The organism is Pseudomaricurvus alkylphenolicus (genome assembly GCF_011683955.1).
GTDB classification, from domain to species: Bacteria; Pseudomonadota; Gammaproteobacteria; order Pseudomonadales; family Cellvibrionaceae; genus Pseudomaricurvus; species Pseudomaricurvus alkylphenolicus.
The window spans coordinates 92,879-118,025 of the sequence record NZ_JAAQPI010000005.1 but is presented as its reverse complement, the minus strand read 5'-3'; the positions used below and the strand labels follow the sequence as shown (position 1 = coordinate 118,025).

General features: G+C 52.4%; 22 protein-coding genes. 13 read left to right on the top strand and 9 right to left on the bottom strand.

All coding sequences use genetic code 11. From position 1 onward, the window contains the following. Positions 1-46: 46 nt before the first annotated feature. Positions 47-1,735, top strand: coding sequence for a methyl-accepting chemotaxis protein (locus tag HBA55_RS14755; protein ID WP_166992798.1), 1,689 nt, complete (start codon positions 47-49; stop codon positions 1,733-1,735). Between the two features lie 15 nt (positions 1,736-1,750). Here HBA55_RS14755 and HBA55_RS14750 read toward each other — a convergent pair whose 3' ends face one another. Both HBA55_RS14750 and HBA55_RS14745 read right to left on the bottom strand, forming a co-directional pair. After that, entirely contained in the window at positions 1,751-3,112 is a 1,362-nt protein-coding gene (locus HBA55_RS14750; protein WP_166992795.1) for an aspartate aminotransferase family protein, read from the bottom strand. A gap of 269 nt (positions 3,113-3,381) precedes the next feature. Further along, a complete protein-coding gene (locus HBA55_RS14745; RefSeq protein WP_166992792.1) occupies positions 3,382-4,092 on the bottom strand; it encodes a TetR/AcrR family transcriptional regulator in 711 nt (236 codons plus the stop codon). 170 nt (positions 4,093-4,262) lie between these two features. Between HBA55_RS14745 and HBA55_RS14740 the strand changes: the two genes are divergently transcribed. Beyond that, complete coding sequence (locus HBA55_RS14740) at positions 4,263-5,366, top strand: DUF2855 family protein (RefSeq protein WP_166992789.1); 1,104 nt, start codon at positions 4,263-4,265, stop codon at positions 5,364-5,366. Positions 5,367-5,400: 34 nt separating this feature from the next. Beyond that, positions 5,401-6,543, top strand: coding sequence for an acyl-CoA dehydrogenase family protein (locus HBA55_RS14735; protein WP_166992785.1), 1,143 nt, complete (start codon positions 5,401-5,403; stop codon positions 6,541-6,543). Here the strand turns inward: HBA55_RS14735 and HBA55_RS14730 are convergent. Continuing rightward, positions 6,529-7,227: a type 1 glutamine amidotransferase gene (locus tag HBA55_RS14730; protein ID WP_166992782.1), complete on the bottom strand. Its 699-nt coding sequence runs from the start codon at positions 7,225-7,227 to the stop codon at positions 6,529-6,531. The two genes, HBA55_RS14735 and HBA55_RS14730, sit on opposite strands and share 15 nt — an antisense overlap. Before the next feature lie 228 nt (positions 7,228-7,455). On the opposite strand from HBA55_RS14730, the gene HBA55_RS14725 reads away from it, so the two are divergent. Both HBA55_RS14725 and HBA55_RS14720 read left to right on the top strand, forming a co-directional pair. Beyond that, positions 7,456-8,064, top strand: coding sequence for a Crp/Fnr family transcriptional regulator (locus tag HBA55_RS14725; protein ID WP_166992779.1), 609 nt, complete (start codon positions 7,456-7,458; stop codon positions 8,062-8,064). A gap of 81 nt (positions 8,065-8,145) precedes the next feature. After that, the gene (locus tag HBA55_RS14720; RefSeq protein ID WP_166992776.1) at positions 8,146-10,188 is read left to right on the top strand and encodes an NADPH-dependent 2,4-dienoyl-CoA reductase; all 2,043 of its coding nucleotides are present in this window, start codon (positions 8,146-8,148) and stop codon (positions 10,186-10,188) included. Positions 10,189-10,223: 35 nt separating this feature from the next. On the opposite strand, the gene HBA55_RS14715 is transcribed toward HBA55_RS14720, so the two are convergent. Next, complete coding sequence (locus HBA55_RS14715; RefSeq protein ID WP_166992773.1) at positions 10,224-10,688, bottom strand: SRPBCC family protein; 465 nt, start codon at positions 10,686-10,688, stop codon at positions 10,224-10,226. A gap of 264 nt (positions 10,689-10,952) precedes the next feature. Between HBA55_RS14715 and HBA55_RS14710 the strand changes: the two genes are divergently transcribed. The 4 genes from HBA55_RS14710 to HBA55_RS14695 are packed head-to-tail and all read left to right on the top strand — an operon-like array spanning position 10,953 to position 15,308. After that, on the top strand, positions 10,953-11,843 hold the full coding sequence (locus HBA55_RS14710; RefSeq protein WP_166992770.1) for an FAD binding domain-containing protein: 891 nt from the start codon (positions 10,953-10,955) through the stop codon (positions 11,841-11,843). 17 nt (positions 11,844-11,860) lie between these two features. Next, complete coding sequence (locus tag HBA55_RS14705; protein WP_166992767.1) at positions 11,861-12,364, top strand: (2Fe-2S)-binding protein; 504 nt, start codon at positions 11,861-11,863, stop codon at positions 12,362-12,364. Beyond that, on the top strand, positions 12,357-14,738 hold the full coding sequence (locus HBA55_RS14700; RefSeq protein ID WP_166992764.1) for a xanthine dehydrogenase family protein molybdopterin-binding subunit: 2,382 nt from the start codon (positions 12,357-12,359) through the stop codon (positions 14,736-14,738). Before HBA55_RS14705 ends, HBA55_RS14700 begins: the two co-directional genes overlap by 8 nt. 18 nt (positions 14,739-14,756) lie before the next feature. Next, on the top strand, positions 14,757-15,308 hold the full coding sequence (locus HBA55_RS14695) for an SRPBCC family protein (RefSeq protein ID WP_166992760.1): 552 nt from the start codon (positions 14,757-14,759) through the stop codon (positions 15,306-15,308). A 6-nt stretch (positions 15,309-15,314) separates the two neighbouring features. Here the strand turns inward: HBA55_RS14695 and HBA55_RS14690 are convergent, their stop codons facing one another. The 3 genes from HBA55_RS14690 to HBA55_RS14680 are packed head-to-tail and all read right to left on the bottom strand — an operon-like array spanning position 15,315 to position 18,527. Continuing rightward, positions 15,315-16,763, bottom strand: coding sequence for an amidase (locus HBA55_RS14690; protein WP_206019810.1), 1,449 nt, complete (start codon positions 16,761-16,763; stop codon positions 15,315-15,317). 16 nt (positions 16,764-16,779) lie between these two features. After that, on the bottom strand, positions 16,780-17,169 hold the full coding sequence (locus HBA55_RS14685; protein ID WP_166992754.1) for a YciI family protein: 390 nt from the start codon (positions 17,167-17,169) through the stop codon (positions 16,780-16,782). After that, positions 17,166-18,527, bottom strand: a complete 1,362-nt coding sequence (locus HBA55_RS14680; protein ID WP_166992751.1) for an MFS transporter — start codon at positions 18,525-18,527, stop codon at positions 17,166-17,168. Before HBA55_RS14680 ends, HBA55_RS14685 begins: the two co-directional genes overlap by 4 nt. A gap of 310 nt (positions 18,528-18,837) precedes the next feature. Here HBA55_RS14680 and HBA55_RS14675 point away from each other — a divergent pair, with 310 nt between their 5' ends. The 4 genes from HBA55_RS14675 (at position 18,838) to HBA55_RS14660 (ending at position 23,088) form a co-directional block, all read left to right on the top strand. Continuing rightward, on the top strand, positions 18,838-19,584 hold the full coding sequence (locus HBA55_RS14675) for an FCD domain-containing protein (protein ID WP_166992748.1): 747 nt from the start codon (positions 18,838-18,840) through the stop codon (positions 19,582-19,584). A 221-nt stretch (positions 19,585-19,805) separates the two neighbouring features. Then, positions 19,806-20,585, top strand: a complete 780-nt coding sequence (locus tag HBA55_RS14670) for an enoyl-CoA hydratase-related protein (protein ID WP_166992745.1) — start codon at positions 19,806-19,808, stop codon at positions 20,583-20,585. A 76-nt stretch (positions 20,586-20,661) separates the two neighbouring features. Further along, positions 20,662-22,620 carry an acetoacetate--CoA ligase gene (locus HBA55_RS14665; RefSeq protein ID WP_166992742.1) on the top strand — a complete coding sequence of 653 codons (1,959 nt, stop codon included), beginning with the start codon at positions 20,662-20,664 and terminating at the stop codon, positions 22,618-22,620. Positions 22,621-22,632: 12 nt separating this feature from the next. After that, the gene (locus HBA55_RS14660) at positions 22,633-23,088 is read left to right on the top strand and encodes a VOC family protein (RefSeq protein WP_166992739.1); all 456 of its coding nucleotides are present in this window, start codon (positions 22,633-22,635) and stop codon (positions 23,086-23,088) included. A gap of 49 nt (positions 23,089-23,137) precedes the next feature. Here HBA55_RS14660 and HBA55_RS14655 read toward each other — a convergent pair whose 3' ends face one another. Next, entirely contained in the window at positions 23,138-23,605 is a 468-nt protein-coding gene (locus HBA55_RS14655; RefSeq protein WP_166992736.1) for a VOC family protein, read from the bottom strand. 463 nt (positions 23,606-24,068) lie between these two features. After that, on the bottom strand, positions 24,069-25,073 hold the full coding sequence (locus HBA55_RS14650) for a helix-turn-helix domain-containing protein (RefSeq protein ID WP_166992733.1): 1,005 nt from the start codon (positions 25,071-25,073) through the stop codon (positions 24,069-24,071). Positions 25,074-25,147: the final 74 nt, after the last annotated feature.

Sequence of the window (25,147 nt, the reverse complement as noted above, 5' to 3'; positions counted from 1 at the left end):
GCGTTCCGAGACCATTGGGGCTCAGTTAGCGTGAAGGTGCAGAATCATGAAACGTCCTATAGCCATAGTGTTTGCAACCCTGGCGATTCCCGCCATGGCGGCCACCACCGAAATGGTGTTGCCCGTCACCGAAGTCCCTTTTTGGGTCAAGTCCATGGGTATCAGCTTTCTTACCCTTCTGGTGATGTCACCCGTTATCTACTTGTATTTTGTCGCCCCTAACGGCACGCTGAATACCCATATCCATTGCTTGCTCGACCGAAAAACGTCAGGCAAACAATTGGAATTGATTATCTCTGGCTCCCTGCATCGAATGAGTCGATGCTTTCAATCGCTCATTCGACGAGTTCACCGCTATCAGCAGGAAGTGATCGATTGCCTGAGAAAATTATCGCTGATGAGTGACAAGTTAAGTGTGGGTGCTGCAGAAATCTCTTTCTTTATCGATGGCCTGCGCAAAAACATTGCCGAACAAAACAAACGGGTGGAGCAGATTGGTGTTGCGGCGGAGGAAGTGGCCACAACTACGTCTGTGATCGCAGAAAGCGCCGGGCAGGCGGCAGCGAGTGCCGCGAGTACCCGCGAGTCCAGCGCCAGCGGACAGGAGGCAGTCGACAAGTTGATGCATCGACTGGACATGGTGAATGCGCAAGTTGCCTCCGTCGCGGAACAGCTGCAGGCGCTGCAGCAGCAGTCGGGGGATATTCATGGCATCACCGAAGTGATTAATGGCGTCGCCAGCCAGACAAATCTGCTGGCACTCAATGCCGCCATCGAAGCGGCCCGAGCGGGAGAGTACGGTCGCGGTTTTGCAGTGGTGGCGGATGAAGTGCGGGAGCTGGCGAAGAAGACCACGGCGGCGACAGCAGAGATCGATGTGATGTTGAGCCGAAATCGCGAGCAGTCGATCCAGACCGCCGAGGTGATGCAGCAGTTGGAGGTGGATGTCCAGGACATCGTTTCCACGGCCGGTGATACTCGGGAATCGCTGGAGAGGATTTATCAGCATGCCAATGAATCGGACCAGCAGATTCAGCAGATCGTAATGGCAATGGGTGAACACGTTAAGGCCAGCGAGGAAATTTCCGCCTCTTTGCAGCATCTAAGCCACTCTTTGTGCGACACAGAATCTGACGCCAATACGGCATCTACAGATGCCATTAATCTCTCGGAGCTGGCCGAGAATATTGTTGCCAGTCTGGCTCAATACGAACTGGATACGGAAAACGACCGCATGCGTCATATTGCCGTCGAGGCGGCACGGGAGGTCGGTGATATTTTTGAGCGAGCCCTGCTGGAGGGTGAGCTGACCTTGAGTGATCTGTTTGATCGGGATTATCAACCCATTCAGGGAACAGATCCTCTCAAGTATCACACGCGTTTTGATGAGTTTACGGATCGGATGTTGCCGCGTATTCAGGAGCCACTGTTACAGCAGTATCCGCAGTTATTGTATGCCGGTGCGGTGGATGATCGGGGTTATTTTCCAACGCATAACACACGTTATTGCCAGCCCCTGACCGGCGACTACGAAACAGACATCGTGAAAAATCGCACCAAGCGTATTTTTGATGACCGTACCGGGAGTCGTTGCGGCAGCAACACGGAGACGTTTTTATTGCAAACTTATAAGCGTGATACCGGTGAGGTGCTGCACGATATTTCTGTGCCGATTTTTGTGCGAGGCCGTCATTGGGGTGGTTTTAGAATGGGGTATCAGGCGCAGACGATTTAGTCTGCGTCGTGAGTCTCACGACGCTTGCCGGGATAAGACGTCATCGAACACGGCTAAGGCTCTGTCAACATCCTCCCGAGTCACCACTAAAGGCGGCCGAAACTTCAATACATTCCCTAACGGCCCGGACAATCCAATCAACACCCCCTGCTGCTTCATCAAATCCGGCAACCGGCGAGCCAGCTCAGACGCCGGTTCGCGAGAGTCGCGATCCTTCACCAAATCCACACCCACAAACAACCCGCGCCCCTGAATCCTGCCGATCACCGAGTGCTTTTGCTGCAGAGTCTCCAATCTCTGGAAGAGATAGTGGCTCAGCTCCTTGACATGTTCGAGCAGATTATCCTCACGCAAAACATCAAACACGGCCTGGGCCGCCGCCGCAGAAACCGGATTCCCCCCAAACGTATTAAAATAAATATCGCTCTGTGCCCAACGGTCCGCAATCTCTCGTGTGGTAAAAACGGCCGCCACCGGATGCCCGTTACCAAACGGCTTGCCCGTAAATACGATATCCGGAACCACATCGTGATGCTCGAAGCCCCAATAGGTACCCGTGCGCCCCACCCCGGCCTGAACCTCATCAGCCACACAAAGGCCTCCGGCAGCGCGCACCTTTTCGTAGACACGTTTGAAATAGCCGGGCGGCGCGTCCAATGCACCCTGACTGTCAAAAATTGAATCGCAGACAAAGGCCGCTACCCCCTCACCATTGGCCTGCAGCCTCTCTAACGCCGGATCCATCAAATCCGCATAATCTTGCGACAGGGATTCATCCTCTCTGTCGCCACGAAACACCCCACGATAGGTATTGGGGGCCGCCACCGCTTCAATGTGTGGCGGTCGGTCTGAGGGCGCATAAGTCGCCGTAGACATCTCACCCACCAGCTTGGAATTACCGTGATAGCTGTTCTCCATCACTATTATGCCCCGCTGCCCCGTCACCACCCTCGCGATGCGCATGGCCAACTCGGCCGCCTCCGTGCCCGTACAGGTAAACAGACAGACGTCGAGTTTTCCCGGTAATGTCGACGCTACCGTTTCGGCCAGTCTGATCACATTTTCATGCAAATATCGGGTATGAGTATTTAACTTGGCGGCCTGCTCAGTCATTGCCCGAACCACTCGCGGATTGGCGTGGCCTACCACGGGAACATTATTGTAAAAATCGATGTAGCGGCGGTAGTCAGAATCATACAGGTGCGCGCCTTCGCCTCGAACCAGTTCAACCGGGTCCTGATAAAACAGGAAGCTGCCGGCAAAATGGCGCTTGCGGCGTTCGATCAGATCAAGTTGCCGGGCAGTAGCTGCGGCATATTCCCCGTCCAGGTTGACGTGGGCCAGGCCCCCAAAACCACCTAAAGCCTTATCACTCATCTTTCCAGCCTCCGATCTCTCTATAACCCGCGCACGGCCGCACCATCGGTCATGGCTTGAAACGACCACTAAAACTCGACTCTTGTCGAACAATTGAAACAATACTAATTCAAGCAGTCCAAAAACTCAACTGTAGTCGAGTTATAATAAAGGGACATTTAACGCCATTTTGAAGAGATGCACATCGACCGAGAACGGGACTGAACGCCACACAAGCGGGATTGCGCCGTGCCCCCTGGGCGACGACGAAAATGGACCTTGAACGGACGTTAGGCCGACATCAGCCGGGCGGCCGCCTCAACCACATAGTCAGCATAGGCCTCAGTCTCAATACCCTGATGCCTGAAGTAGCCGCGCTTCAGATACCACTCCTGGGTCAGTGCCAAGATAGAAGACGCGGTCAGGCTGGGGTTGTTATCCCGAAAGAGGCCACGGGTAATGCCGGTCTCAATCAAGCTGGCAAACTCATCCACGCTGCGCTGCTCGTTTTCAATCGCCCGCTTGCGCTGCTTTTCTGGCAGACTCTTGGCTTCCATAAACATAAAGTAGTACCAGGGCTGAAATTGCTCAGCCATATAAATATGGCTGCGAATCATAGCGTCCATCCGCGCGCGACAGTCCGCTTCATCCGGTAACATCCGAAAACCTGCTTCGGCAAACGCCTCACCCACAAAGCGGTTGATCATCTCCGACAGTTCTTCCTTGCTGCCAAAGTAGTTGTAAATTCCTCCCATGCTCAGTCCGGTCTCCTGGCAGAGATCCCGCAATGACATCGCATGAAAACCCTTACGGGCAGAAATACGGAAGGTGGCCGGAAGAATAATGCTCAGTTTGGACTCGGCAATCTCACGTTTGCGAACCTTGATCCGATCAGAAAAAGCATCAAAGAAGTGCCCATACACCGACTCCCGACAAATTGGCAGAGAACGACAGAAGGCAGTGAGGGATACGTCTTGAGGCCAGTTTGCTGTGTTTTCCATAGTGGTTGTGCTTTCGATTGTCACCTGATTGAATCAATATTCCCCTGGATCCAGGGCTGCGCATTATAGCCGGCCAGCACGCGTGACTAAACGGTCGCACTTCAGTCACATTTTCGTTGAATAACGAGCGAGCGCTCGCTATATTATTGCGCAAACCAGAGGAGTTAGCCATGGCCGCCACCCGTTCATTTCTTGTGCATCGTAAAGACTTTTCCCAGACCAAGTACCAAACCACAGATGCCCTGCCGGAACCCGGTCCCGGGCAGATTCTGATGAAAGTTGAGCGCTTTTCCTACACGGCCAATAACATCAGCTACGCCGCCACGGGAGACGTTCTGCGCTATTGGGAATTTTTCCCTGCCGAAGAAGGTTTCGGCATCACGCCGGTATGGGGCTTCGCCGAAGTCACTGCTTCACAATGCGAAGGCGTTGAAGTCGGTGAGCGATTCTATGGCTACTACCCAATGGGCAGCCATTTACTGGCAGAGCCAGGCAACATTAAACCCACGGGTTTTATCGACCAGGCTGCCCACCGCCAGCCCCTGTCAGTGATTTATAATCAATATGTTAATTGCAGCAAGGACCCGCTGTATCAGGCTGACACTGAAGAAATGCAGATGTTGCTGCGCCCTTTGTTCACCACCTCATTCCTGCTGGACGATTTCTTCGACGACAATCAATTCTTCGGTGCCAGCAATCTGATACTGACCAGCGCCTCCAGTAAAACGGCCGCCGGTATGGCCTATGCCCTGCACCGCAATCGCAGCAAACGCGATCATGATTACAAGATCATCGGTCTGACCTCCGCGAGCAACAAGGTGTTTGTCGAAAAGCTCGGCTGTTACGATGAGGTCATCACCTATGACCAGATCGAACAGCTCGACGCCACGCAACCCAGCGCCATAGTAGACTTTGCCGGCAACGGCGATGTACTGAAACGACTGCACGCTCAGTTGGCGCCGCAGCTTCAGTACAGCTGTCTGGTGGGAGCCTCCCACTGGGACCAGCGCGGTAAAACCAAGAAAGATCTTGATGGCCCCCATCCCATTATGTTTTTTGCCCCCACTCAGGCAGAAAAACGATTGAACGAATGGGGCGGTTCAGTTTTTCAGCAACGACTCGCAGACCTCTGGCTGGCCTTTACCGCTTTCGCCCAGGGCTGGATTGAAGTGGAGAATATCAGCGATCCAAAAGCCGTCGCCAATATTTATCAAACCGTATTGGCCGGCGACCAAAGTCCGAGTGCCGGCTACATATTGTCGCTGAGCCAGTAATAATACCAACGATTTCGATATTCAGGAGTACAGGATGATCCCAAGAACGGTTTTTGAACCCGAACACGATATGTTTCGCGAAAGCGTGCGCAAATTCCTTCAGGCCGAGGCTGTGCCCCACCACTTACAGTGGGAGAAAGATGGCCAGGTGGACCGCGCCCTGTGGAACAAAGCCGGTGAGCAGGGATTCCTGGTACCCACCGCTCCTGAAGAATACAGCGGCGTGGGTGTGGACTTTCGCTACAATGCGATCATCAGTGAAGAGTGCGCCGCCCTGGGACTCAGTGGGATCGGTTGGCCGCTGCACAGTGATATCGCCGTACCCTATATCTTGAATTTCGGCACAGAAGAACAAAAGCAGAAGTATGTACCGGGCTGTATTTCCGGTGAGATTGTAACCGCTATTGCCATGACTGAGCCCGGCGCGGGTTCTGATCTGCAGGGCATCAAAACCACTGCGGTTCGCGATGGGGACCACTACGTGATAAATGGCTCCAAGACCTTTATCACCAATGGCCAGCACGCTGACGTCGTTATTCTGGTCGCCAAGACCGACCCGCAACAGGGTGCGGCTGGCATCAGTCTGTTTCTGCTAGAGGCTGGAACCCCCGGTTTTGAAAAAGGCACCAATCTGGAAAAACTGGGCATGAAAGCCCAGGATACCTCAGAGCTTTTCTTTAACGACGCCCGCATCCCCGCAGAAAACCTGCTGGGCGAGGAAGGACAGGGATTTGTTTACCTGATGCAGGAACTGCCTCAGGAGCGCTTGCAAATTGCCCTGGTCGCGGTTGCCAGCATGGAGTCCGTGCTCAGCTACACCATTGACTACGTGAAAGAGCGCAAGGCGTTCGGCAAAAACATCGCCAGCTTTCAGAATACCCAATTTAAGTTGGCCGAGCTGGACAGTGAAGTCACCGCCCAGCGTGTCTTTCTGGATCGCTGCCTGGAACTGCATATTGAGGGCAAACTCGATGCCGTCACTGCGGCCAAGGCCAAGATGCTGACCACCGACCTGCAAGGCAAAGTTATCGACGAATGCCTGCAACTGCACGGCGGCTACGGCTTTATGTGGGAATACCCGGTGACCCGCGCCTACGCCGACGCCCGCGTTCAGCGCATCTTTGGTGGCACCAATGAAATCATGAAACTGATTATTGGCCGCTCACTGGTCAGCTAGCGGAAGCAACGCCCGGGCAATTTTCTCGGCGATGACACCCCGATCAAGTGGCCGCTCCAAAGATGCCAAAGCGCTTGCGGCCACATCCTCATCCACGGGATTTCCAGCCGTCATTTCGATCAGCTCGCCCATAAACCCCGGCCCGAATTCCGGGTGAAACTGCACAGAATAAGCCGGAATATCCCGATACCTCAAACCCGCATAAGGGCAGTGCTGATGAGTCAGAATCACCTCGACATTGTCTGGCAATCGGGTCACCTGATCGCGGTGGTAGGCATACGCGGTGACGGAATCCTCCGAACAATCATCCCTCGAATACAGCTGAGCACCAACGATCCATCCCTTGGGCTCGACCTTGCCCCCCAGAGCCTCCGCCATCAGCTGATGACCAAAGCAGATCCCCACCTGGGGAATAGAGCGCTCGGCAGCGTCGCGGATAAATTGTTTCACGGGCGCAATCCAGGTGAGATCGTCGTAAACACTGAATCGTGACCCCATATAAATAAAGCCGTCATAATCAGTCATAACGGGCAGGTCATCCCCGTTCACAACGCTTATGGTATCGAACCGGGAGCCGGGCAGTTGATCACCGATCAGGTCCTTTACCATTTCCGGGTAAGAACCATACTTTTGCCGCAGATGGGACTTAACGTTGCCGGTTTCGAAAATTCCGTATTTCTTCATGATGCTGTTGCCACGCAATGGGTTTCAGGTTGTCCATATTGGGCGACTGAAAACGGGCTTGTCCAGTAGAATCTTATCTGATTGAAACGTCACAACCTGAAACTGGTACCCTTGCAAAATGATTGAACTTTCATGTAGCTTGTTTATACCGCTGAAAATTAGCTGCAATAAAGCTTATTGCCATTGATTCTGAACTACCCGAAATAACCCGTAAGCTGACAACTACCTATGTCCTCCTCTCCCATCCATGGCTCTCCCCTGGAGACAATGCATCAACACTATGACCAGCTGGTGGGATTCCCCCGGGACGAATGGGAGCGGATGCTGCCCAATCTCAAGGTTTGCCAGGTGGGCAGCAAACATCTGCTACAGGCCATTGGTGAAAAATCCACACATAATTACTTTGTGGCTGATGGGCTGGTCCGGTTTTATTACATCACTCCCGATGGCAAGGAACTCAACAAGGGGTTTTACGGCAAGAATCATATCGTTGGCAGCCTCAGCGCCAGCATCCTGGATGAACCCTGCCGCTTTGCGGTAGAGACTCTTGAGCCCAGTGTTCTGGTGGAGATTAACCTGGCGGGATTGCGGGGCTTTACCGAACAAAGCCCCGCCTGGCAGCGCCTGTACCAACACAGCGTGGAAATGATGCTGATCCGCAATGAGCGCCGCGAGGCGGAGCTGTTAACCATGACGGCACAACAGCGATTCAGGCAACTGGTGCGTAATTTCCCGGATTATCTGGAGCGGATTCCCCAGTATCATATCGCTTCCTATTTGGGGATTACCCCCGTTGCCTTGTCCAAGTACAAAAAACAGTGGCTGGAGGAGAGTTAACCTCGGTTAAACTAGTTTAACGACGTCAGTGCAGCCCCTGGCTTAAGCTGTCTCCAGAATCAATTCACTGGAGACCATGGCATGAGCGCCCACCCCAAGTATCCCCTTCTGTTTGAGCCCCTGGACCTGGGTTTTACCACCGTCAAAAACCGTGTTCTGATGGGTTCCATGCACACCGGGCTGGAGAATGACGACGACGCTGAGCGCCAGGCGGCCTATTTCGCCGAACGCGCCAAAGGCGGCGTGGGGATGATCATCACCGGCGGCACCGCCCCCAACGCCGACAGTACGGTTGGCGACGATACCCATGAGGTGTTTAATTCCGCAGACCGCCTGCCCTGGCATAAAACCGTGACTGACGCCGTTTACGCCGCAGCACCGGACTGTAAAATCTGCCTGCAGATCCTCCACGCCGGCCGCTACGCCATGACTCCGAATCAAGTGGCGCCTTCACCGGTCAAGTCGTACATAAATCCATTTACCCCACGGGAAATGAACGCCGAAGATATCGAGCGAACCCTTCAGGACTTTGTCAATTGTGCTCAATTGGCCAAAGAAGCAGGCTACTCCGGTGTAGAGATCATTGGCTCCGCCGGCTATCTGCTCAGCTCCTTCCTGCTGGAGAAAACCAACAAACGCACCGACGAATGGGGTGGCAGCTACGAAAACCGTATGCGCTTTGCCCTGGAGGTAATTCGACGGGTTCGCGAGGCTGTCGGTGAGGACTTTATTCTGATCTATCGAATCGCCGCCATGGAGATGATGGAAGACGGCAGCAGCTGGGAAGAAGTTGTCACCCTGGCAAAGCGCATTGAAGCGGCCGGCGCCAGTATTATCAGTACCCACTTTGTCTGGCACGAGGCTCAGGTGCCCACCATCTCCACCCGCGTGCCACGCGCCGCCTTTACCCGGGTGACCGGCAAGCTGCGTAAAGAGCTGAACATCCCTCTGATCACCAGTAACCGCATCAACATGCCCGACGTCGCCGAAAGCGTGCTGGAAGCGGGCCACGCCGATATTGTATCCATGGGTCGCCCCATGCTGGCGGACCCGGAGCTGGTCAACAAAGCCAACGATGGTCGGGAAGACGAGATCAACACCTGTATCGGTTGCAATCAGGCCTGTTTGGATCATGCGTTTAACGGCAAAGAGGTCAGCTGTCTGGTGAATCCCCGCGCCTGTAACGAAACCAATCTCAACTACCTGCCAGCCACACAGACCAAGAAAATTGCCGTTGTCGGCGCCGGCCCCGCGGGCTTGGCTTTTGCGGTTACCGCTGCCGAACGCGGGCATCAGGTCACCCTGTTCGAAGCGGACGGTGACATTGGCGGCCACTTTAATCTGGCCAAGGTGATTCCGGGCAAAGAGGAATTTTACGAAACCCTGCGCTACTACCGTAAACAGCTGGATCTGCACAAGGTCGAGCTCAAACTCAATCACCGTGTGAGTGCTGAAGAACTCAGCGGCGCAGACTGGGATGAAGTGGTTATCGCCACCGGTATTACTCCCCGTATACCCGCCATAGACGGTATTGAGCATTCGAAGGTGGTCAGCTATACCGACGCCATTCTGGGCAACAAACCCATTGGCCACAAGGTGGCGATTGTTGGCGCCGGTGGCATTGGGTTTGACGTCGCGGAGTTGATCAGCCACAAGGGCAAATCCGCCAGTTTGGATATCGATGTGTTTGCCAGAGAATGGGGCATTGATTTTGAAAACCATCCTCGTGGCGGTGTTGCCGGTGTTGTCCCCCGGGTGGAAAAATCGGATCGTGAAATCTATCTGTTACAACGCAAGGCAACGGCTGTGGGTAAAGGTTTGGGGCGCACCACCGGCTGGACCCACAAGCTCAGCTTGCAACGCAAGGACGTCAAAATGCTGAACGGGGTACAGTATGAGCGCATTGATGATGAAGGATTGCATACCACCATTCATGGTGAGCCCAAAACGCTCGATGTTGACACTGTGATTATTTGTGCGGGTCAGGAATCCGATAACGTGCTGTATAACAGGCTTAAAGATTCAGTGTCCAATTTGCATCTGATCGGTGGTGCGGAACTGGCGATGGAGATCGATGCTAAACGGGCGATTGATCAGGGGTGTCGGCTGGCAGCAGCCCTGTAAAGACAGCTTTTGCCCCCCCTTGGTATGGCGGGGGCTCATATTTCTCCCTGTTTCGCCAGGACACGCAGGTGTTTTAGAGTCGCCTGAACAGACTGAAGATAGGATTGTTCCAGCTCCTGCGACAGCTTTTGTGCCTCCGGACTGCCGGGCTCTACATCCGCAATGTCCAAAGCAAATGTAAAAGTCATCGTCAACTCGCCGTCGTCATTATAGTAAAGCTCGTTAAAGATATCGCCCGGCGTTTTGTCACTGATACGCCGAAAATGAATCACTCGCTCAGGGATCTGTGTGATCGCTTCCTGCAAACGCTCACCCGCGTGAACCACTTCGCGAAGAATACCACCGTCCCACTGCTCGACAACTCGACACTCCGTAATGGACGGCACGAAGGGCACCGCATTGGAGGCCTTCATCTGTAACCCCTGCCACACCTGGGAACGGCTTAGCACTATAGCTTCATCCGGTGAATTGATGGGAATATTCCGGCTGACTCTAATCATAGTTTTCTCCTGGGTCACATCGAGTGCCCTGAATCCGAAGTGTTGAAAAAGAATGACCAGCTTAAGTAAACCAGGACTGTAGAAAAAGCCACACAATGGGAACACAAATTTCCCCAGATAGAACACCCGCGTCATCTCAAGGATTGCTGGACATCAACAGCCGCCAACCTTTTCTCTGACACCTCACTAATCTATTTTTTGTATTTTTATCGATTTTATAACCTATAATCGTATTTTATAACATGGTGTACAGAGACGCCCCCAATGAAAGCTCCACTTTTCGACTATGTAAACGCCACCAGTTTGGATCAAGCACTGGGGCTCCTGGATCAATATGGAGAAGAGGCTCGGATTATCGCCGGAGGTCAAAGCCTGATGGCGACGTTAAACATGCGCTTGTCCCAGCCGCAGGTCCTGATCGATATCAATAGCATCCAGGGGCTGAGCGGAGTTCGCGAGACCCGCAAAGACATTCGTATCGGCGCCTTGACTCGCCATATGGAACTGCTTGAGTCCGACATAGTAAAGGAACACCTGCCGTTGATCGCCAGCGCCATGCCCCATGTCGCGCATGTCGCCATTCGTAATAGAGGCACCATTGGTGGCAGTCTGTCGATGGCAGACCCCGCTGCAGAATTACCGGCCTGCTGCGTTGCCCTTGACGCGACCTTTGAACTCAGCAGCCGTTCAGGGCAACGCGTGGTGAAAGCGAGAGACTTTTTTTCCGGGCTCTACACCACGGAGCGTCAGGATAATGAAATTCTGACACAGATTACTATTCCCAAATGCGCTCCTCAGCAACTCCACTATTTTGAAGAAATCAACCGGCGTCAAGGCGACTTTGCCATTGTCGGCCTGGCTTGTACGGCTGCTGTCAAGAAAGGTCTTATGTCTTCCAAACGCAGCTTGAAAGCGCTGGATGTGGTTATTTTTGGCTGTGAAGATAAACCCACCAGACTTGCTCAAACCTGCCTGCACTTGATCGGCACATCTATCGACAAAAATACGATCACCGCCGCCAAGCAGAAACTTGAGCAGGAACTGAACCCGACTGCCAATCTGGAGGGACGGGCGGATACCAAGTTACATCTGGCGACGGTTCTGCTGGAGAGAGCCCTTCTCTCTCTGGCACGTGATATCGGAACAATCGATTGACAAAACCAGAGATTGATATGCAAAACACGCGAGAAATAGCTTTTACACTTAACGGCGAAGAGGTGTCTCACCGGGTTCCCGTTCGTCAACACCTAGCCGATTTCCTGAGACATGAACTGGGCTTGACCGGCACCCATATTGGCTGCGAACAAGGCGTATGTGGCGCCTGCACAATCAGGGTGAATGGGCGCTCGGCGCGAAGCTGTCTGATGCTGGCAGTTCAAGCCGACGGATGTGTTGTCGAAACTATTGAGGGCATTTCTCAAAGTGGGGAAATCGCAGATCTGCAACACGAATTTATTCAACGCAACGCCGCCCAATGCGCCTTCTGCACACCAGGCATGTTAATGACCGCGGCGGATCTGATCGGCGGTAAAGAACCCGTCAGCCGGGACGCGATCCGTGATCATATATCCGGTAACTACTGCCGCTGCACGGGCTATCACGCCATCGTCGACGCCATCGAGTCGACACTGAATAAACGTTTGGCATCCGACAAGAGCAACCCGCATCATGGATAATCAGCGTCCGAGTGATCGAGAGAGTATTATTGGCAAAAGCGTTCCCCGCAGCGCCTTGCGACAACTGGTACACGGCCGGGGACGTTATACCGACGATATCCAATTGCCGAGGATGTTGGAGCTGGTGTTTGTTCGCAGCCCACTCGCCCACGCCAAAATCGTTAACATAAATATTGACGACGCACTTCGGCAGCCGGGCATAGCACATATTTTTACCGGTGCTGACATCGCGGAAATTTGCAAGCCCTGGAACGGAGAAGCCGCGCATCGTCCCAATCTTAAATCTGCGCCTCAGTACCCATTGGCGATGGAACAGGTAACCTGGCAGGGGGAGCCCATTGTTGCCATTCTCGCTGAGACCCGCGCGCAGGCGGAAGATGCCATTGACCATGTTTTTATCGATTTTGAAGAGCTGCCGGCTGTCGTCGATCCTCACGGAGCCCTGGAAGCTTCCGCACCGCTGATTCACCCGGATCTGGGTACCAATCTGGCAGACGAACAATTGATTGAGGCCGGTTCACCCGACGAGGCATTCAATAAAGCCCTCCATGTCGTGGAGGCGGATTTCACTTTTGGGCGCCAAACCGGTGTCACGCTGGAACCCCGGTCGGTTATCGCTGATTACAACTCAGGCAGCCGATCATTGACCGTATACCAATCTCACCAGTCCCCATTCCAGATGCAAGACCTCTATGCACAGAATCTGGCCATCGATGAAAATAACGTCAGAGTGATTTGCCCTGATGTGGGAGGGGCTTTTGGGGTCAAGCTGCACATCTACGGGGACGAGGTCGCCGCAGTGGCCTCCAGTGTTCTGACAGGCAGGCCAGTAAAATTTGTCGCCGATCGGATGGAGTCCTTTGTCTCTGATACCCATGCCCGGGATCACCGAGTCAAAGCGAGAATGGCAGTCTCCGCCAATGGCCGGATTCAGGCCTTCGAGGTTGACGATCTGTCCGCCGTTGGACCTTATGGCCACGCCAGACGTTTCAGTATTGTCGAAGGCTTGCAAACCATCACCAGCGCGGCCGCGCCCTATAAGTTCAAGCACTATCGCGGACGCACACGAATTGTCTACCAGAATAAAAATATGATCGGCATGTATCGCGGAGTGGGTCTTCCTATTGCCTGTGCCGTTGGCGAACAGATGGTAGACCTGGCCGCCGCTGCCGTGCATATGGATCCTCTGGAGTTTCGTCGACAGAACTATATTGACGATGATATGTACCCCCACACCACCGCAACGGGCATTCACTTTGAACAGCTTTCTTTGCACCAGTGTCTGACGCAGCTCAAGGCGTTGATGAACTACGACGAACTCAGGCAGGAACAGCAACAACAGAGAGAACGCGGTATTTATCGCGGTATTGGTATTGCCACCTTTATCGAGCAGACCGCCTACGGTTCCCGTTATTATGGTCCTACAGAAGCGAGAGTGTCGGTTCAGGAAGGCTGCACACTCAAACTTGAGCCCACCGGAAAGGTTCGCTGCCTGACCAGCGCAACGGAACAAGGCCAGGGCACCACCGCAGGCATTGCGCAAATCGTAGCGGAGGAACTTGGCATTGGTGTCGACGACATCAGCGTGATTCATGGGGACAGCGGTACCACACCCTATGGAGGCGGCTCCTGGGCGTCACGAGGCGCTGCCATGGCTGGCGAAGCCGCGTTAAAAGCAGCTCGTCAGCTGCAAAGCAATATTCTGGAAGTGGCCGCTGCGCTGCTCGACCTTGCGCCTCAGGAGCTTACCCTTAGCCGCTCCCGGATCTGCCTGAAACACAATGGTCAAAGCTGTATGGAGCTGGAGGAGGTGGCTAAGATCGGCCATTTCAGACAGGACCAATTACCCGCCGACCTGCAACCGGAATTCGCGGTAACCCGCAGCCACGTACCGCGCAACGATGTTCCCCCCTACTACGTCGCCAATGGCGTACAGGCATCTTATCTGGAAGTCGATACCCATACCGGCATCATTCGTCTGTTAAGGCACTGGGCGGTGGACGATTGTGGACGCATTCTCAATCCCATGATTGTTGATGAACAGGTGCGAGGCGGGATTGTACAGGGTATCGGCGGGGCACTGCTGGAAAAATGCCACTACGATCTACAGGGGCAAATGCTCAATGCCAGTATGGCGGACTATCTGGTGCCCATGGCCAGCGAGATGCCGGATATCCATGTCGAACACGTCGAAACCCCGACCCGCTATACACAACTTGGCGCCAAAGGCGTAGGAGAAGCAGGAACCATTGGCGCTATTGGGGTTATGTGGTGTGCCATCAACGATGCACTGCGTCCACTCGGAGCACAGGTTAAAGAACAACCCTTTACACCGGAAGTCATTCTGGATGCGTTAAAGCAAACTCACCAGTAGTAACAAAGAGGTATGGTCATGAAATTTGAAGGTGAACACCGTATCGCCGCCGCCAGAGAGGTGGTATTCTCCGCGCTCAACAGTCCCGACGCCTTAAAACACGCCATTCCTGGTTGTGAGCGCCTGGTCAAAGTATCCGACACAGAGATGGAGGCCACCGTCATTGCCAGAGTCGGTCCGGTCAAGGCCCCTTTCAGCGGCAGCTGTACACTTTCCAACGTCATTCCCCCGCAGAGTTACCTGCTGACCGGTGAGGGCAAAGGGGCCGCCAGCATGGGCAGGTGTAAAGCCGCCGTGAATCTGAAGGCTGACGGCGACGAGACATTACTCACCTATGAGTTCACTGCGGAGGTGTCCGGGAAATTGGCACAGATTGGCAGTCGCCTGGTCGAAAGCTCTGCCCGCAAACTCGCCAACGACTTTTTTGAAACCTTCTCCGCCAATATTGTCGGAGAAGATCTTAAACCGGCATCCGCTAAAGAACGCTCAGCCTCCCTGACGATAATCTGGAAACTCGCCGCCGCCCTCTGTGCGTTACTGGCAACCTTCTGGTACTTTTCCGGAGCCTGAGTCGGGTTATTCATAACCGGGTGGCTGACGGAATGCGAAACCGCTCTCTTCCAACAGCCTTGCCACCTGAATGGTCTTGAGGTCACCAAACTCGGGACCAATTATCTGCACGCCGATGGGCAAGCCATTTTCGTCCTGACAGACCGGCATGGCGGTAGCAGGCAAGAGTGAGCAAACCGCCATGCCTGGCCAGAATAACTGTTGAAAATAGGGTTGCTTCACCCCATCCACTTCAATACTACGCTCACCGAACCGTCGATGATCATGCAAAAAGGCACTGGTCGCCACTACCGGACAAATCAGTACATCAAATGATTTGAAGAATTCATGCCAGGCCCAACGAAAATGCGTGCGTCGCTCATTGGCACGGGCATAATCCCTGAAGCTGGCCGCCTGGTTTCGGAGAGTCTTGGCCCTGGCGCTGTGGTCTCCGGCTTCAAGCCCGGCAACAGTGTCTGTCAACTTTTCATATTGGCTATCGTTCAATCCCGCATTGGATACCGCTTGCATTAGCGTCTGGAACACATCGTGTTGCTCTTGGGGATCGAAATCAGGCCGGGCATCGGGTTCAACCTGACCTCCGGCGCTTGAAATAGCGTGAGCCACCCTGTCCACCGCTGATCTGACCGAGCGCGTCACTGGCGCCCGGGAATCATAATTCCAGACCGCCACCTTCAAGTCAGCCAGGGAGCTTTTGCCCGGTTTTGATAATTGGAGCTGATACCCTTGTGACTGGATTTCATCCGGCCCGGCAAGCACCTCAATACCAAGCTGCAAATCATTGGCACTTCGGCCCATCGGGCCAAGCACGCCAAGATCCGATTGCGCCAACAATCCGGGAGCCGCGTGTCCGCGGGGAGGGATTATGCCCCAGGTCGATTTGTGACCAAAGACACCACAATAGTGAGCCGGATTGCGAATGGATCCACCGATGTCAGATCCAATCTCAAACCCGGTGAGCCCCGCCGCCAGCGCAGCGGCTGATCCGCCGGAAGATCCGCCTGCTCCCCTGTCGACATCCCAGGGGTTATTCGTAGTGCCATAGATGTCATTGTAGCTCTGGATATCGACCAAATTGAGAGGCACATTGGTTTTGCCAAAAATAATGGCTCCCGCGTTCTGCAACCGCTGGATTGCCAGTGCGTCAATGGCGGGAATATTGGCTCTCAGATCAGGGTTTCCACGGGTGGTGGGCAACTCCCTGACATCAAAGGATTCCTTGCAGGTCATGGGAACGCCGTGCAACGGCCCCCAGATTTCTCCGCGCGCCAGGGCTGCATCCGCTTCCCTGGCTCGTTTACGCGCCCTCTTTTGGTCAAGAACAACGACGGCGTTTAACTTCGGGTTGTGGCGGCTAACCCGCTGCAGATATATCTCCAATAACTCTTCACAACCAAGTTCTTTTTGCCTGATCAGGTTGGCCAGCTCGCTGGCGCTTCGAAAGGCGATTTCCATGTTCATCCCCCTGGCGTTACCTGAGACGCATACTACAGTCAGAAAAGCTAAGATTCACCTCCAGGCTGCCCTCGTTGAGCAGCCACGGCTTAACCTGAAAGTGGCGTGCGCCACTGCTATGCATCGGGTCCTCGGCGGCAATGGCTTGGGCCTGCAACAGCGACTCCGCTCTGATAATCACTAACCCCTCACCGTGCCAATTGTCTTCATCATCGCCCCAAATTGGGCCGGCGGCAAACAGAATGCCCCTCTTTTCCAACATGACCTGGTACTCCAAGTGGGCCTTCAGGTGTACGGCAAGCGACTCTATGTCCTCAGCAGGCGCAGTCTGAATAACATAGAGCTTCATGCGCAGAAACCCTTCGGAATTGACATAGACTGTTTCCGTGGGAATGGCATCCGTCATAAACTGCAGCTCTCCCGTTGCACGCCCAACGACTCAGTTTTCATGTTTCCCATAGAAAATACCGCATAAGAGGCCAGCAGCGCCGGAACACCGCAAGCAACAAACAGCATCTCAATAGACAAGCCCAGAGCAATGAGCCCACCGGCTAACAGAGGACCACAAATTGCCCCTATACGCCCCCAGCCGACGGCCCAGCCGATACCCGTGGATCGAATCGCAACCGGATAAAGAATCGCCGCCAGACTGTTGGCGACGAGCTGCCCTCCCCCGACCGAAAAGCCAGCCAAAAAGACCATGGCCGAGACCAGATACAAATTTGAACTGGCTACACCGATCAGAGCGGCGAAAACGCCAGCGGCAATGTAATTAAAGCCCAGGACACGGAATGGACCGAACTTGTCCGCCATACGACCGAGAAAGATACCACCGAAGATATTGCCGAAACTCAGCAGCACCGATGCCACAATGGCCAGGTGTACAGGCAGTCCGGCGCCGGAGAGAACAATCGGCAACCATTGCGATAAGAAATAGAACATCAACAAATTGGTAAAGAAAACCGCCCACAGCATGACTGTCACTTGCGCGCGGTTTTGATCAAACAGACTTTTTACCGATGAGTCTGCAGCCGGAGGTTCCGGCATATAGAAGTTATCGTCTGCATTGAAAACCTGTTTCGAGTCAATCCTGGCGAGATAGGCAGCAATACGGCCACCGTGACTGGTCTGGGCATTCTTGAGTACCAGATAGGGAATTGACTCAGGGAGCCAAAAGTAGAGTACAGGCACCATAACAATAGGCAACATGCCACCAAAAATAAACACGCTCTCCCATCCAAAAGCGCCGATGAGCTGCGCACTTACCAGTCCACCTAACATGGCCCCCAGAGGAAAGCCTGAAAACATGACCACAACGGCCAGGGTTTTGACACGTTTGGGGGAGTATTCCGACGTCATCGCAATGATATTGGGCATGGCACCACCAAGGCCAAGCCCCGTAAGGAACCTTAGAATCATCAACTCATTCAGAGTTTCGGCGTAGGCGGTCAGAAACGCGAAGAATCCGAAGCCGCCCGTCGAGAGGATAATCACCCAGCGACGCCCCACCCGATCCGCCAACGCCCCCAGCGTTAATGCACCCACCAACAAACCGACCAATGCTGACGAAAAAATGGGGCCAAACTGGGAACGCTCCACACCCCATTGCTCTGCAATCACCGGGGCCACGAAACTGATCGACAAAGTGTCGAAACCATCCAGCATCGCAACAATTCCACACAGTGCAATGACAGTCTTCTGAAAGCGACTTAAGGGTCGCTCATCGATTACTTTTGTCACATTGACGCTTTGTACATCGCCCATAGGCAGGTTTCTCCCGAACAGGTTTCGCTGACATTTTCAAACTAACATATAATCGATTTTATAGACAACAATATATTTTTTATAAATAAATGATTTTTAAGGTCAGTTTTGGTCAGATCGACCTGAATTCAAATGACGATATAACCATCCAATTCGTTGATTTTTAAACCAATATCGATAATAAGGCCCAAAACCTATTTGAAGGTCTGAATATCTTCATTCAGTCATTAATAGTTTTTTTGCTCCATACCATCGGCTACAATGACACTCAGAAGCAGATAACCGTTCGTAGGTTGAACCAGGGGGGAACGTGGCCAGAGCATCCACAGCGGCAAAGAAAGAGCAAGGCAAGACAAAAACGGCAGATGTCTATGAAAACCTGAAACGCGATATTGTTTCAGGTGTCTGGATGCCCGGCACCAAATTGCCGATCGGTGATCTTCGCGATGTGTATGATGTCTCTCTCAGTCCCTTGCGAGAAGCCCTGTCCCGTCTCGCAGCCGTTGGATTTGTGATTGCGGAAGGTCAACGTGGATTTACCGTGGCGCCCATGTCTGAAGAACACCTGATTGATACCAACCGCATACGCACCACGCTGGAATGCATGGCTGTCACAGAGTCAATTGAGAACGGCGATACCGACTGGGAAGCCAACATGATCGCAGCCTTTCACCGACTCGCATCAACATCTTATCTCGACCCCGAAGACCCGAGTTCCACCTCAACCTTATGGACGACTTACCATAAAGAGTTTCATGACAGTCTCGTTGCCGCCTGCCAGTCCTTTTGGATACTGCGTTTTCGGGAGACGCTTTCCGATGAGATGGAAAGGTTCCGCAACCTCTCCTATGGTTTCACTGCTCGAAAACGAAGCTATGCAAAGGCCCATAGTAAAAAAGACGCGGATCCATTTGAATTGGATCACAAAAAAATATTGGACGCGGCCCTGGCAAGGGATTCGGAAAAAGCGTGTAAATTAATCGAAAAGCACTTTAGTAAAACCGTGGAAATCGTGCTGGCAGAAAAATCAGCGTTCGCCGAAGAAGCCCTTTCCTAAATACCCGATCCCCCTCCTCTTTCTTCCCCGTCGCCTGACTGTCACTAGCAGTCAGGCGGCTTGACATCCCTTATTCGCATAGATTCTTTCAAAAACACCCTTTATTCGAGTGTGTGAATTCGTTCGCCCAACACCTCAAAACACATATTTGACTTGAAAATCGATTTATTCTAATCTTGTCGATATTGTGGACTGAAACATTTCTGTTAAAGAGGCCCGTTATGCAAAACTATCAACACCTGCTCTATTCTGTAGATAACCTTGTAGCAACCATCACGATAAACCGCCCCGAAGTCCTCAACGCCTGGACGCAATTGACACTTCACGAAATAGAAGATGCCCTGAAAACCGCTGGCAGCGACAGTAAAGTCGGCGTTGTTGTATTAACGGGAACCGGGGATAAAGCCTTTTGCGTCGGCGGGGATGTTAACTGGGAAAGAGAAGGTGGCCTGGCAGACAAGGAATACACCTATAATCTCGCGCATGCCATCAGCGAGTGTCCCAAACCCGTCATTGCGAGAGTCAATGGCTGGTGTATTGGCGGAGGTCACCACCTGGCTTACTTCTGTGATGTTACCATCGCATCGGACAATTCACGCTTTGGCCAGGCCGGCCCTCGCGTTGGTTCACCCGCCGCAGGTTATATGGTTTCCCATTCCGCCAATATCCTTGGCCACAAACGAGCCATGGAGTTGTGGTTAATGTGTCGCCAGTATACGGCTCACCAAATGCTGGACTGGGGCTTGGTGAACACCGTGGTTCCCAAGCAATACCTGGATGCCGAAGTTCGTCGGTGGGCGGACGAAATGCTCTCTCTCAGCCCCACTTGCCTGAAAATCATCAAAGCCTCCTTCCGCCACAAGATCGATAACATTATGGATCAGGACATGGCAACCGTGGTTAATCGTGTGGCTCCGGGTTATTTCGAAACTGGTGAACAGCACGAAGGAGCCAGCGCGTTTCTCGAAAAACGTAAGCCCAATTTTGATCCCTGGCGTTGAGCGGCGCTCGGCCGCATCAGCGTAACTGCCACAACTCCATAACTTCAATTTTATAGAAAAGCACTGAGAGCATTCTATGAGCGACGCCCCCCTATGGACCCCTTCTCCCGCACTCGCGGCAAACTGCAACATGACCCGGTTCACTCACTACGTCAATGAGTCATTCGGACTGGCGCTGCAAGATTATCATCAACTCTACCGCTGGTCGGTGGAACAGTCTGCAGACTTCTGGGCAGCGCTCTGGAACTACAATCAGTGTGTCGGTGATCTTGGGTGCCAACCCTACCTCGTCGGCGCTGAAGAAATGTTCGGGGCCAAGTGGTTTCCAAACGCTCAAATCAATTACGGCGAGAACCTCTTAAAGCGCCGCGACGATACTGCGGCTCTGATTTTCAGAGGAGAAGACAAAGTCAAGGTCGAAATCAGCTATAACCAATTATACGACCAGGTTTCGCGGGTGATGCAGGCCCTGCGAGATGCTGGCGTTGGAGCGGGCGATCGAGTGGCCGGCTACCTGCCCAATATGCCCGAGGCGACAATCGCCATGATCGCCACCACCAGTCTGGGCGCCATCTGGTCGTCCTGTTCACCGGATTTTGGAACCCAAGGGGTTGTGGATCGTTTTGGTCAGGTGAATCCGAAGGTGTTGTTTGTTGTCGACGGCTATCACTACAACGGTAAGAGCTTCGATGTACGAACAAAGGCCAAAGACATCGTAGACTCATTGGACTCCGTTGAAAAAATCGTTGTGGTCCAATACCTGAGCCTCGGCCCCCACTCCACGAGCCTGGATGAACGGACGCTTGTCTGGGACGATTTTCTCCGAGATTACAGCCCTACGGACATTCAGTTCGAACGTTTTCCATTTGATCACCCGCTGTTTATTCTATTTTCCTCCGGCACCACCGGAAAACCGAAATGCATCGTTCATGGAGCCGGTGGAACACTGCTTACGCACATACGAGAGCATGTTCTCCATGGCGATCTCAGTAGCGGCGAACGTGTGTTTGGATTCACAACCACCGGGTGGATGATGTGGAACTGGATGATATCCGCCCTGGCCAGCGGTATCAGTGTGGTCCAATACGACGGCTCACCCTTTTATCCCACCAACAGTGCGATGTTTGACCTGGTGGATGAAACGAAGATCAACGTCTGGCAGACGGGAGCCAAATTTATTGACGCCGTTAAAAAGGAAGGACTAAAACCCAGAGTGACACACGATTTGTCGTCCCTGAAAGCATTGCACAGTACCGGTTCGGTTCTGGCTCCGGAGTGTTATGACTATGTTTATGAGGAGATCAAATCGGATTTCAGGCTGTCATCGGTCACCGGTGGTACCGACATCTGTGGCTGTTTTGCGATGGGGAGCTCGAATTTGCCGGTCTATCGTGGCGAATCCGCCTGTATCGCATTAGGGATGAAGGTAGAGGTATACAACGACAACGGTTACCCTGTGACGCAAGAGAAAGGTGAACTGGTCTGCACCGCGACTTTTCCGTCCATGCCAGTAGCCTTTTGGGGCGATGTTAACGACGAAAAATATCACTCAGCGTATTTCGAAAAGTTCCCGGGCGTATGGTGCCATGGCGACTTTGCAGAGATCAGTGCGCAGGGTGGCTTGATCATCTATGGCCGCTCCGACACCGTACTCAATCCCGGAGGTGTTCGCATCGGCACGGCCGAGATCTACCGCCAGGTGGAACAGATGGAGGAAATCACTGATTCATGTGTGATAGGCCAGGAATGGGATGACGACACCCGAGTGGTATTGTTCGTCATATTAAAAGACGGACTGGAGCTGGATGAACAGCTGGAAGCCAGCATCAAATTGCAGATTCGACAGAACGCGACGCCTCGCCATGTTCCGGCGGTTGTGGTTCAGGTTCAGGATATTCCGAGAACGACTACCGGCAAGATTGTGGAAGTTGCGGTACGCAATGTTATCCACGGTGTGGAGGTGAAGAACCGAGACTCACTGGCAAATCCGGGATCTTTGGCGTTGTTTGAGAATATCGAACAACTGCAAGCATAGGAGTCCTGTATCTTGACCAATTTCAACGCATTGGCTGAAACGGTTACCATCGATCACGTGGGTTTTGTTGTCCCTGACCTGGATGCCGCTATACAGTTTTTCAAAGAGGTTCTCGGATTTGAGTTGCTACAGATGTTTAATCCGGTTTCGGACGAAACCGGAAATACTATGTCAGACGTTTTCGGCGTACACCCCCGAGCGGGCTACTGTGGCGCCTTTTTAATCGCCAACAATGGGCAAAAAGTAGAGCTGACAGAGTGGTCAGGGCCTGATCAGCGATGCGAGAACATCGATCTGAGTCACATCCATGCCCGTCACATTGCTTTTTCTGTGCCAGACCTGAATAAAGCCGCTCGCTATCTGGCAAAGCAGCCAGGCGTGGAAGTATACGCCATCAGTGAATACGGCTTTTTCTATTTTCGGACGCCATGGGGTATGCACATGCAAATCGTGCAGGCATCGGAATAGTTCCATCCCCCTCACTATCCTCTTGGGTGAGGGGGTCTTTTTTCCGGCTCTACCGAATAATGTTTTCAACGAAGTCATCCATGCCCTGGTAGACTTCAATATCATGTCCATCCGGATCGCGAAAATAGACGGAATGGTTACCACCCCATGTACCATCTCCGACAGGTTCACGATCATGCATCACAGGCCCCATTGCGATTTCGATACCCTGTTTCCTGACGTATTCTGAAAATTCTTCAATCGTTTTTTCCGCTTCCAATTCAAATGCCAAGTGCATCAGTGAATAACCACCCACTTCCACAGGATCACCTCTGCCATCTTTTTTCTCCACAAGAACGAAATCGTGGTGTAAATGGCCACAGCTCAAGAAACACAGTGTGATATTTAGATCCTTAAGCGCATTATGATCTTCACCGCCTCGGGTCTCCGAATGCTTGAGTCCGACAACCTCTTCGTAAAAGCGTCGAGATTTCTCAATATCGGACACATAAACAGCAACGTGGCCAAGTCTTTTCATAGTATTGTTCCTTTTTTTGATCTAGAGAATGGGAATTAATGAGTCACTTAAAAATGACACTAAATGCATATTACAATATAATATCGATTTTAAGATTGACTTGAATCAACTTACTCTCTGCATGCTTTCAATAATAGTAGACAAAAGGTAGTTTATGAATGGTGTGTTTTCGCCCCCCGTGTTATTCAAGCGTATTATCTACAAAAAGGCATCATTGCAATCCACGCGTATCAACATGGATAGTGCTTTGATGACTCGAAACAGCCATCACCAGGTTTCGGGAAAGTGTCTTCTATATCTGGTCAATGGCTCTATCCGTATTAATGGAAAGTACTTTGGCGCTGGGTCAACATTGACAGGGGAGGAAATCGTGATCGAATCCATTACCAACTGCGATCTCATTATTTTTTCTATGCAATAGAGCGATATTGATTAGCTGTACGGATTCAGAGTTTTTTAGAAATTACTTCTTCAGAGTTTCGGAAGGGTTCTCTGCAAAAAGTTGATAGTAACGAGCAGTAAAATTACTGGCATGATAAAATCCGTAATTCTCTGCGATTGCGCTGACGGTTGTCTTTTCTGGTGAAGACCCCATAAGCTCCTGACGAATTCTTGAGAGCTTTAATCGCCTAATATACGCCATCGGACTCGTTTGGCAAGAGCTCGAGAACCCCTTCTCAAGGGTTCTTTTACTCACATGGGTCTCTTTCACTAAATCCGCTAGTGAAATGTCCCGATGGATATTATCGACGATATAATCGATGGCCCTTTTCACACAAGCTGGCTTAATCCGGTCATCAAGGTCGATCATTTTCTTCATGCCTTGGTGGCTAAAAATCAATCCCTCAAACAGTAAGTGTTCAAGATGTCTGGAAACGTTACTGCGATTTAAACTGGAAGATGGTACCTGACTTTCCCGACTGATGGTCGCCAGGATATTAACCAGACTGCCGCCCCCTTGACTCAGATCCACGACACCACTCAGAGACGGTTCGGTAATCTCCCCGATCACGGAGTACTGTTGCTTGACATAACTCAGAAAAGACTCCATCTCCACAGTAAGCACCAGAGCCATAGAGTCTCTGCCCCAAACCACATCAACCGTGTCATTGGGCGTGAAAAACAGACTTTGCCCTGCTACCACTTCCCGGTGATGGTGATTTGATGTAACTACCCCATTAATAGGGATAATCACGTGGTAAGTCTCCAGCGGTGGCGACGTTACATGAAAGGAAGCACTATGATAACAGGCACTGATCCGAGTCGTGTTGACCCTTTGCGCTGTCACCTTAAAGCTCTCCCCCCGACTGGAATCCATGGAGTCAAAGTATCGACTTTCCAGCGCGACTCTCTGGTTCAACCTATCCTGAAACTCATCAAAAGAGTTTGTATTGACAATGATATTGTTCTCAAACGGAAGCCCACTGTGTACGTCCAGGAGTGCCAAGAGGTTCATCTTTAGTTCCATGAAAGCATCTGGTGAATATGTCATCTTATCGTTAATAGATAGTATGGAATGCCATCAAACCACACAAGTCGACT

Coding starts and splice junctions, on each gene's coding strand:
- HBA55_RS14720 (WP_166992776.1), top strand. CDS start 8,146: ATGAGCGCCCACCCCAAGTATCCCCTTCTGTTTGAGCCCCTGGACCTG.
- HBA55_RS14685 (WP_166992754.1), bottom strand. CDS start 17,169: ATGACGGATGCCATTCCCACGGAAACAGTCTATGTCAATTCCGAAGGG.
- HBA55_RS14695 (WP_166992760.1), top strand. CDS start 14,757: ATGAAATTTGAAGGTGAACACCGTATCGCCGCCGCCAGAGAGGTGGTA.
- HBA55_RS14690 (WP_206019810.1), bottom strand. CDS start 16,763: ATGGAAATCGCCTTTCGAAGCGCCAGCGAGCTGGCCAACCTGATCAGG.
- HBA55_RS14735 (WP_166992785.1), top strand. CDS start 5,401: ATGATCCCAAGAACGGTTTTTGAACCCGAACACGATATGTTTCGCGAA.
- HBA55_RS14750 (WP_166992795.1), bottom strand. CDS start 3,112: ATGAGTGATAAGGCTTTAGGTGGTTTTGGGGGCCTGGCCCACGTCAAC.
- HBA55_RS14705 (WP_166992767.1), top strand. CDS start 11,861: ATGCAAAACACGCGAGAAATAGCTTTTACACTTAACGGCGAAGAGGTG.
- HBA55_RS14700 (WP_166992764.1), top strand. CDS start 12,357: ATGGATAATCAGCGTCCGAGTGATCGAGAGAGTATTATTGGCAAAAGC.
- HBA55_RS14665 (WP_166992742.1), top strand. CDS start 20,662: ATGAGCGACGCCCCCCTATGGACCCCTTCTCCCGCACTCGCGGCAAAC.
- HBA55_RS14745 (WP_166992792.1), bottom strand. CDS start 4,092: ATGGAAAACACAGCAAACTGGCCTCAAGACGTATCCCTCACTGCCTTC.
- HBA55_RS14650 (WP_166992733.1), bottom strand. CDS start 25,073: ATGGAACTAAAGATGAACCTCTTGGCACTCCTGGACGTACACAGTGGG.
- HBA55_RS14755 (WP_166992798.1), top strand. CDS start 47: ATGAAACGTCCTATAGCCATAGTGTTTGCAACCCTGGCGATTCCCGCC.
- HBA55_RS14725 (WP_166992779.1), top strand. CDS start 7,456: ATGTCCTCCTCTCCCATCCATGGCTCTCCCCTGGAGACAATGCATCAA.
- HBA55_RS14740 (WP_166992789.1), top strand. CDS start 4,263: ATGGCCGCCACCCGTTCATTTCTTGTGCATCGTAAAGACTTTTCCCAG.
- HBA55_RS14710 (WP_166992770.1), top strand. CDS start 10,953: ATGAAAGCTCCACTTTTCGACTATGTAAACGCCACCAGTTTGGATCAA.
- HBA55_RS14670 (WP_166992745.1), top strand. CDS start 19,806: ATGCAAAACTATCAACACCTGCTCTATTCTGTAGATAACCTTGTAGCA.
- HBA55_RS14730 (WP_166992782.1), bottom strand. CDS start 7,227: ATGAAGAAATACGGAATTTTCGAAACCGGCAACGTTAAGTCCCATCTG.
- HBA55_RS14655 (WP_166992736.1), bottom strand. CDS start 23,605: ATGAAAAGACTTGGCCACGTTGCTGTTTATGTGTCCGATATTGAGAAA.
- HBA55_RS14680 (WP_166992751.1), bottom strand. CDS start 18,527: ATGGGCGATGTACAAAGCGTCAATGTGACAAAAGTAATCGATGAGCGA.
- HBA55_RS14715 (WP_166992773.1), bottom strand. CDS start 10,688: ATGATTAGAGTCAGCCGGAATATTCCCATCAATTCACCGGATGAAGCT.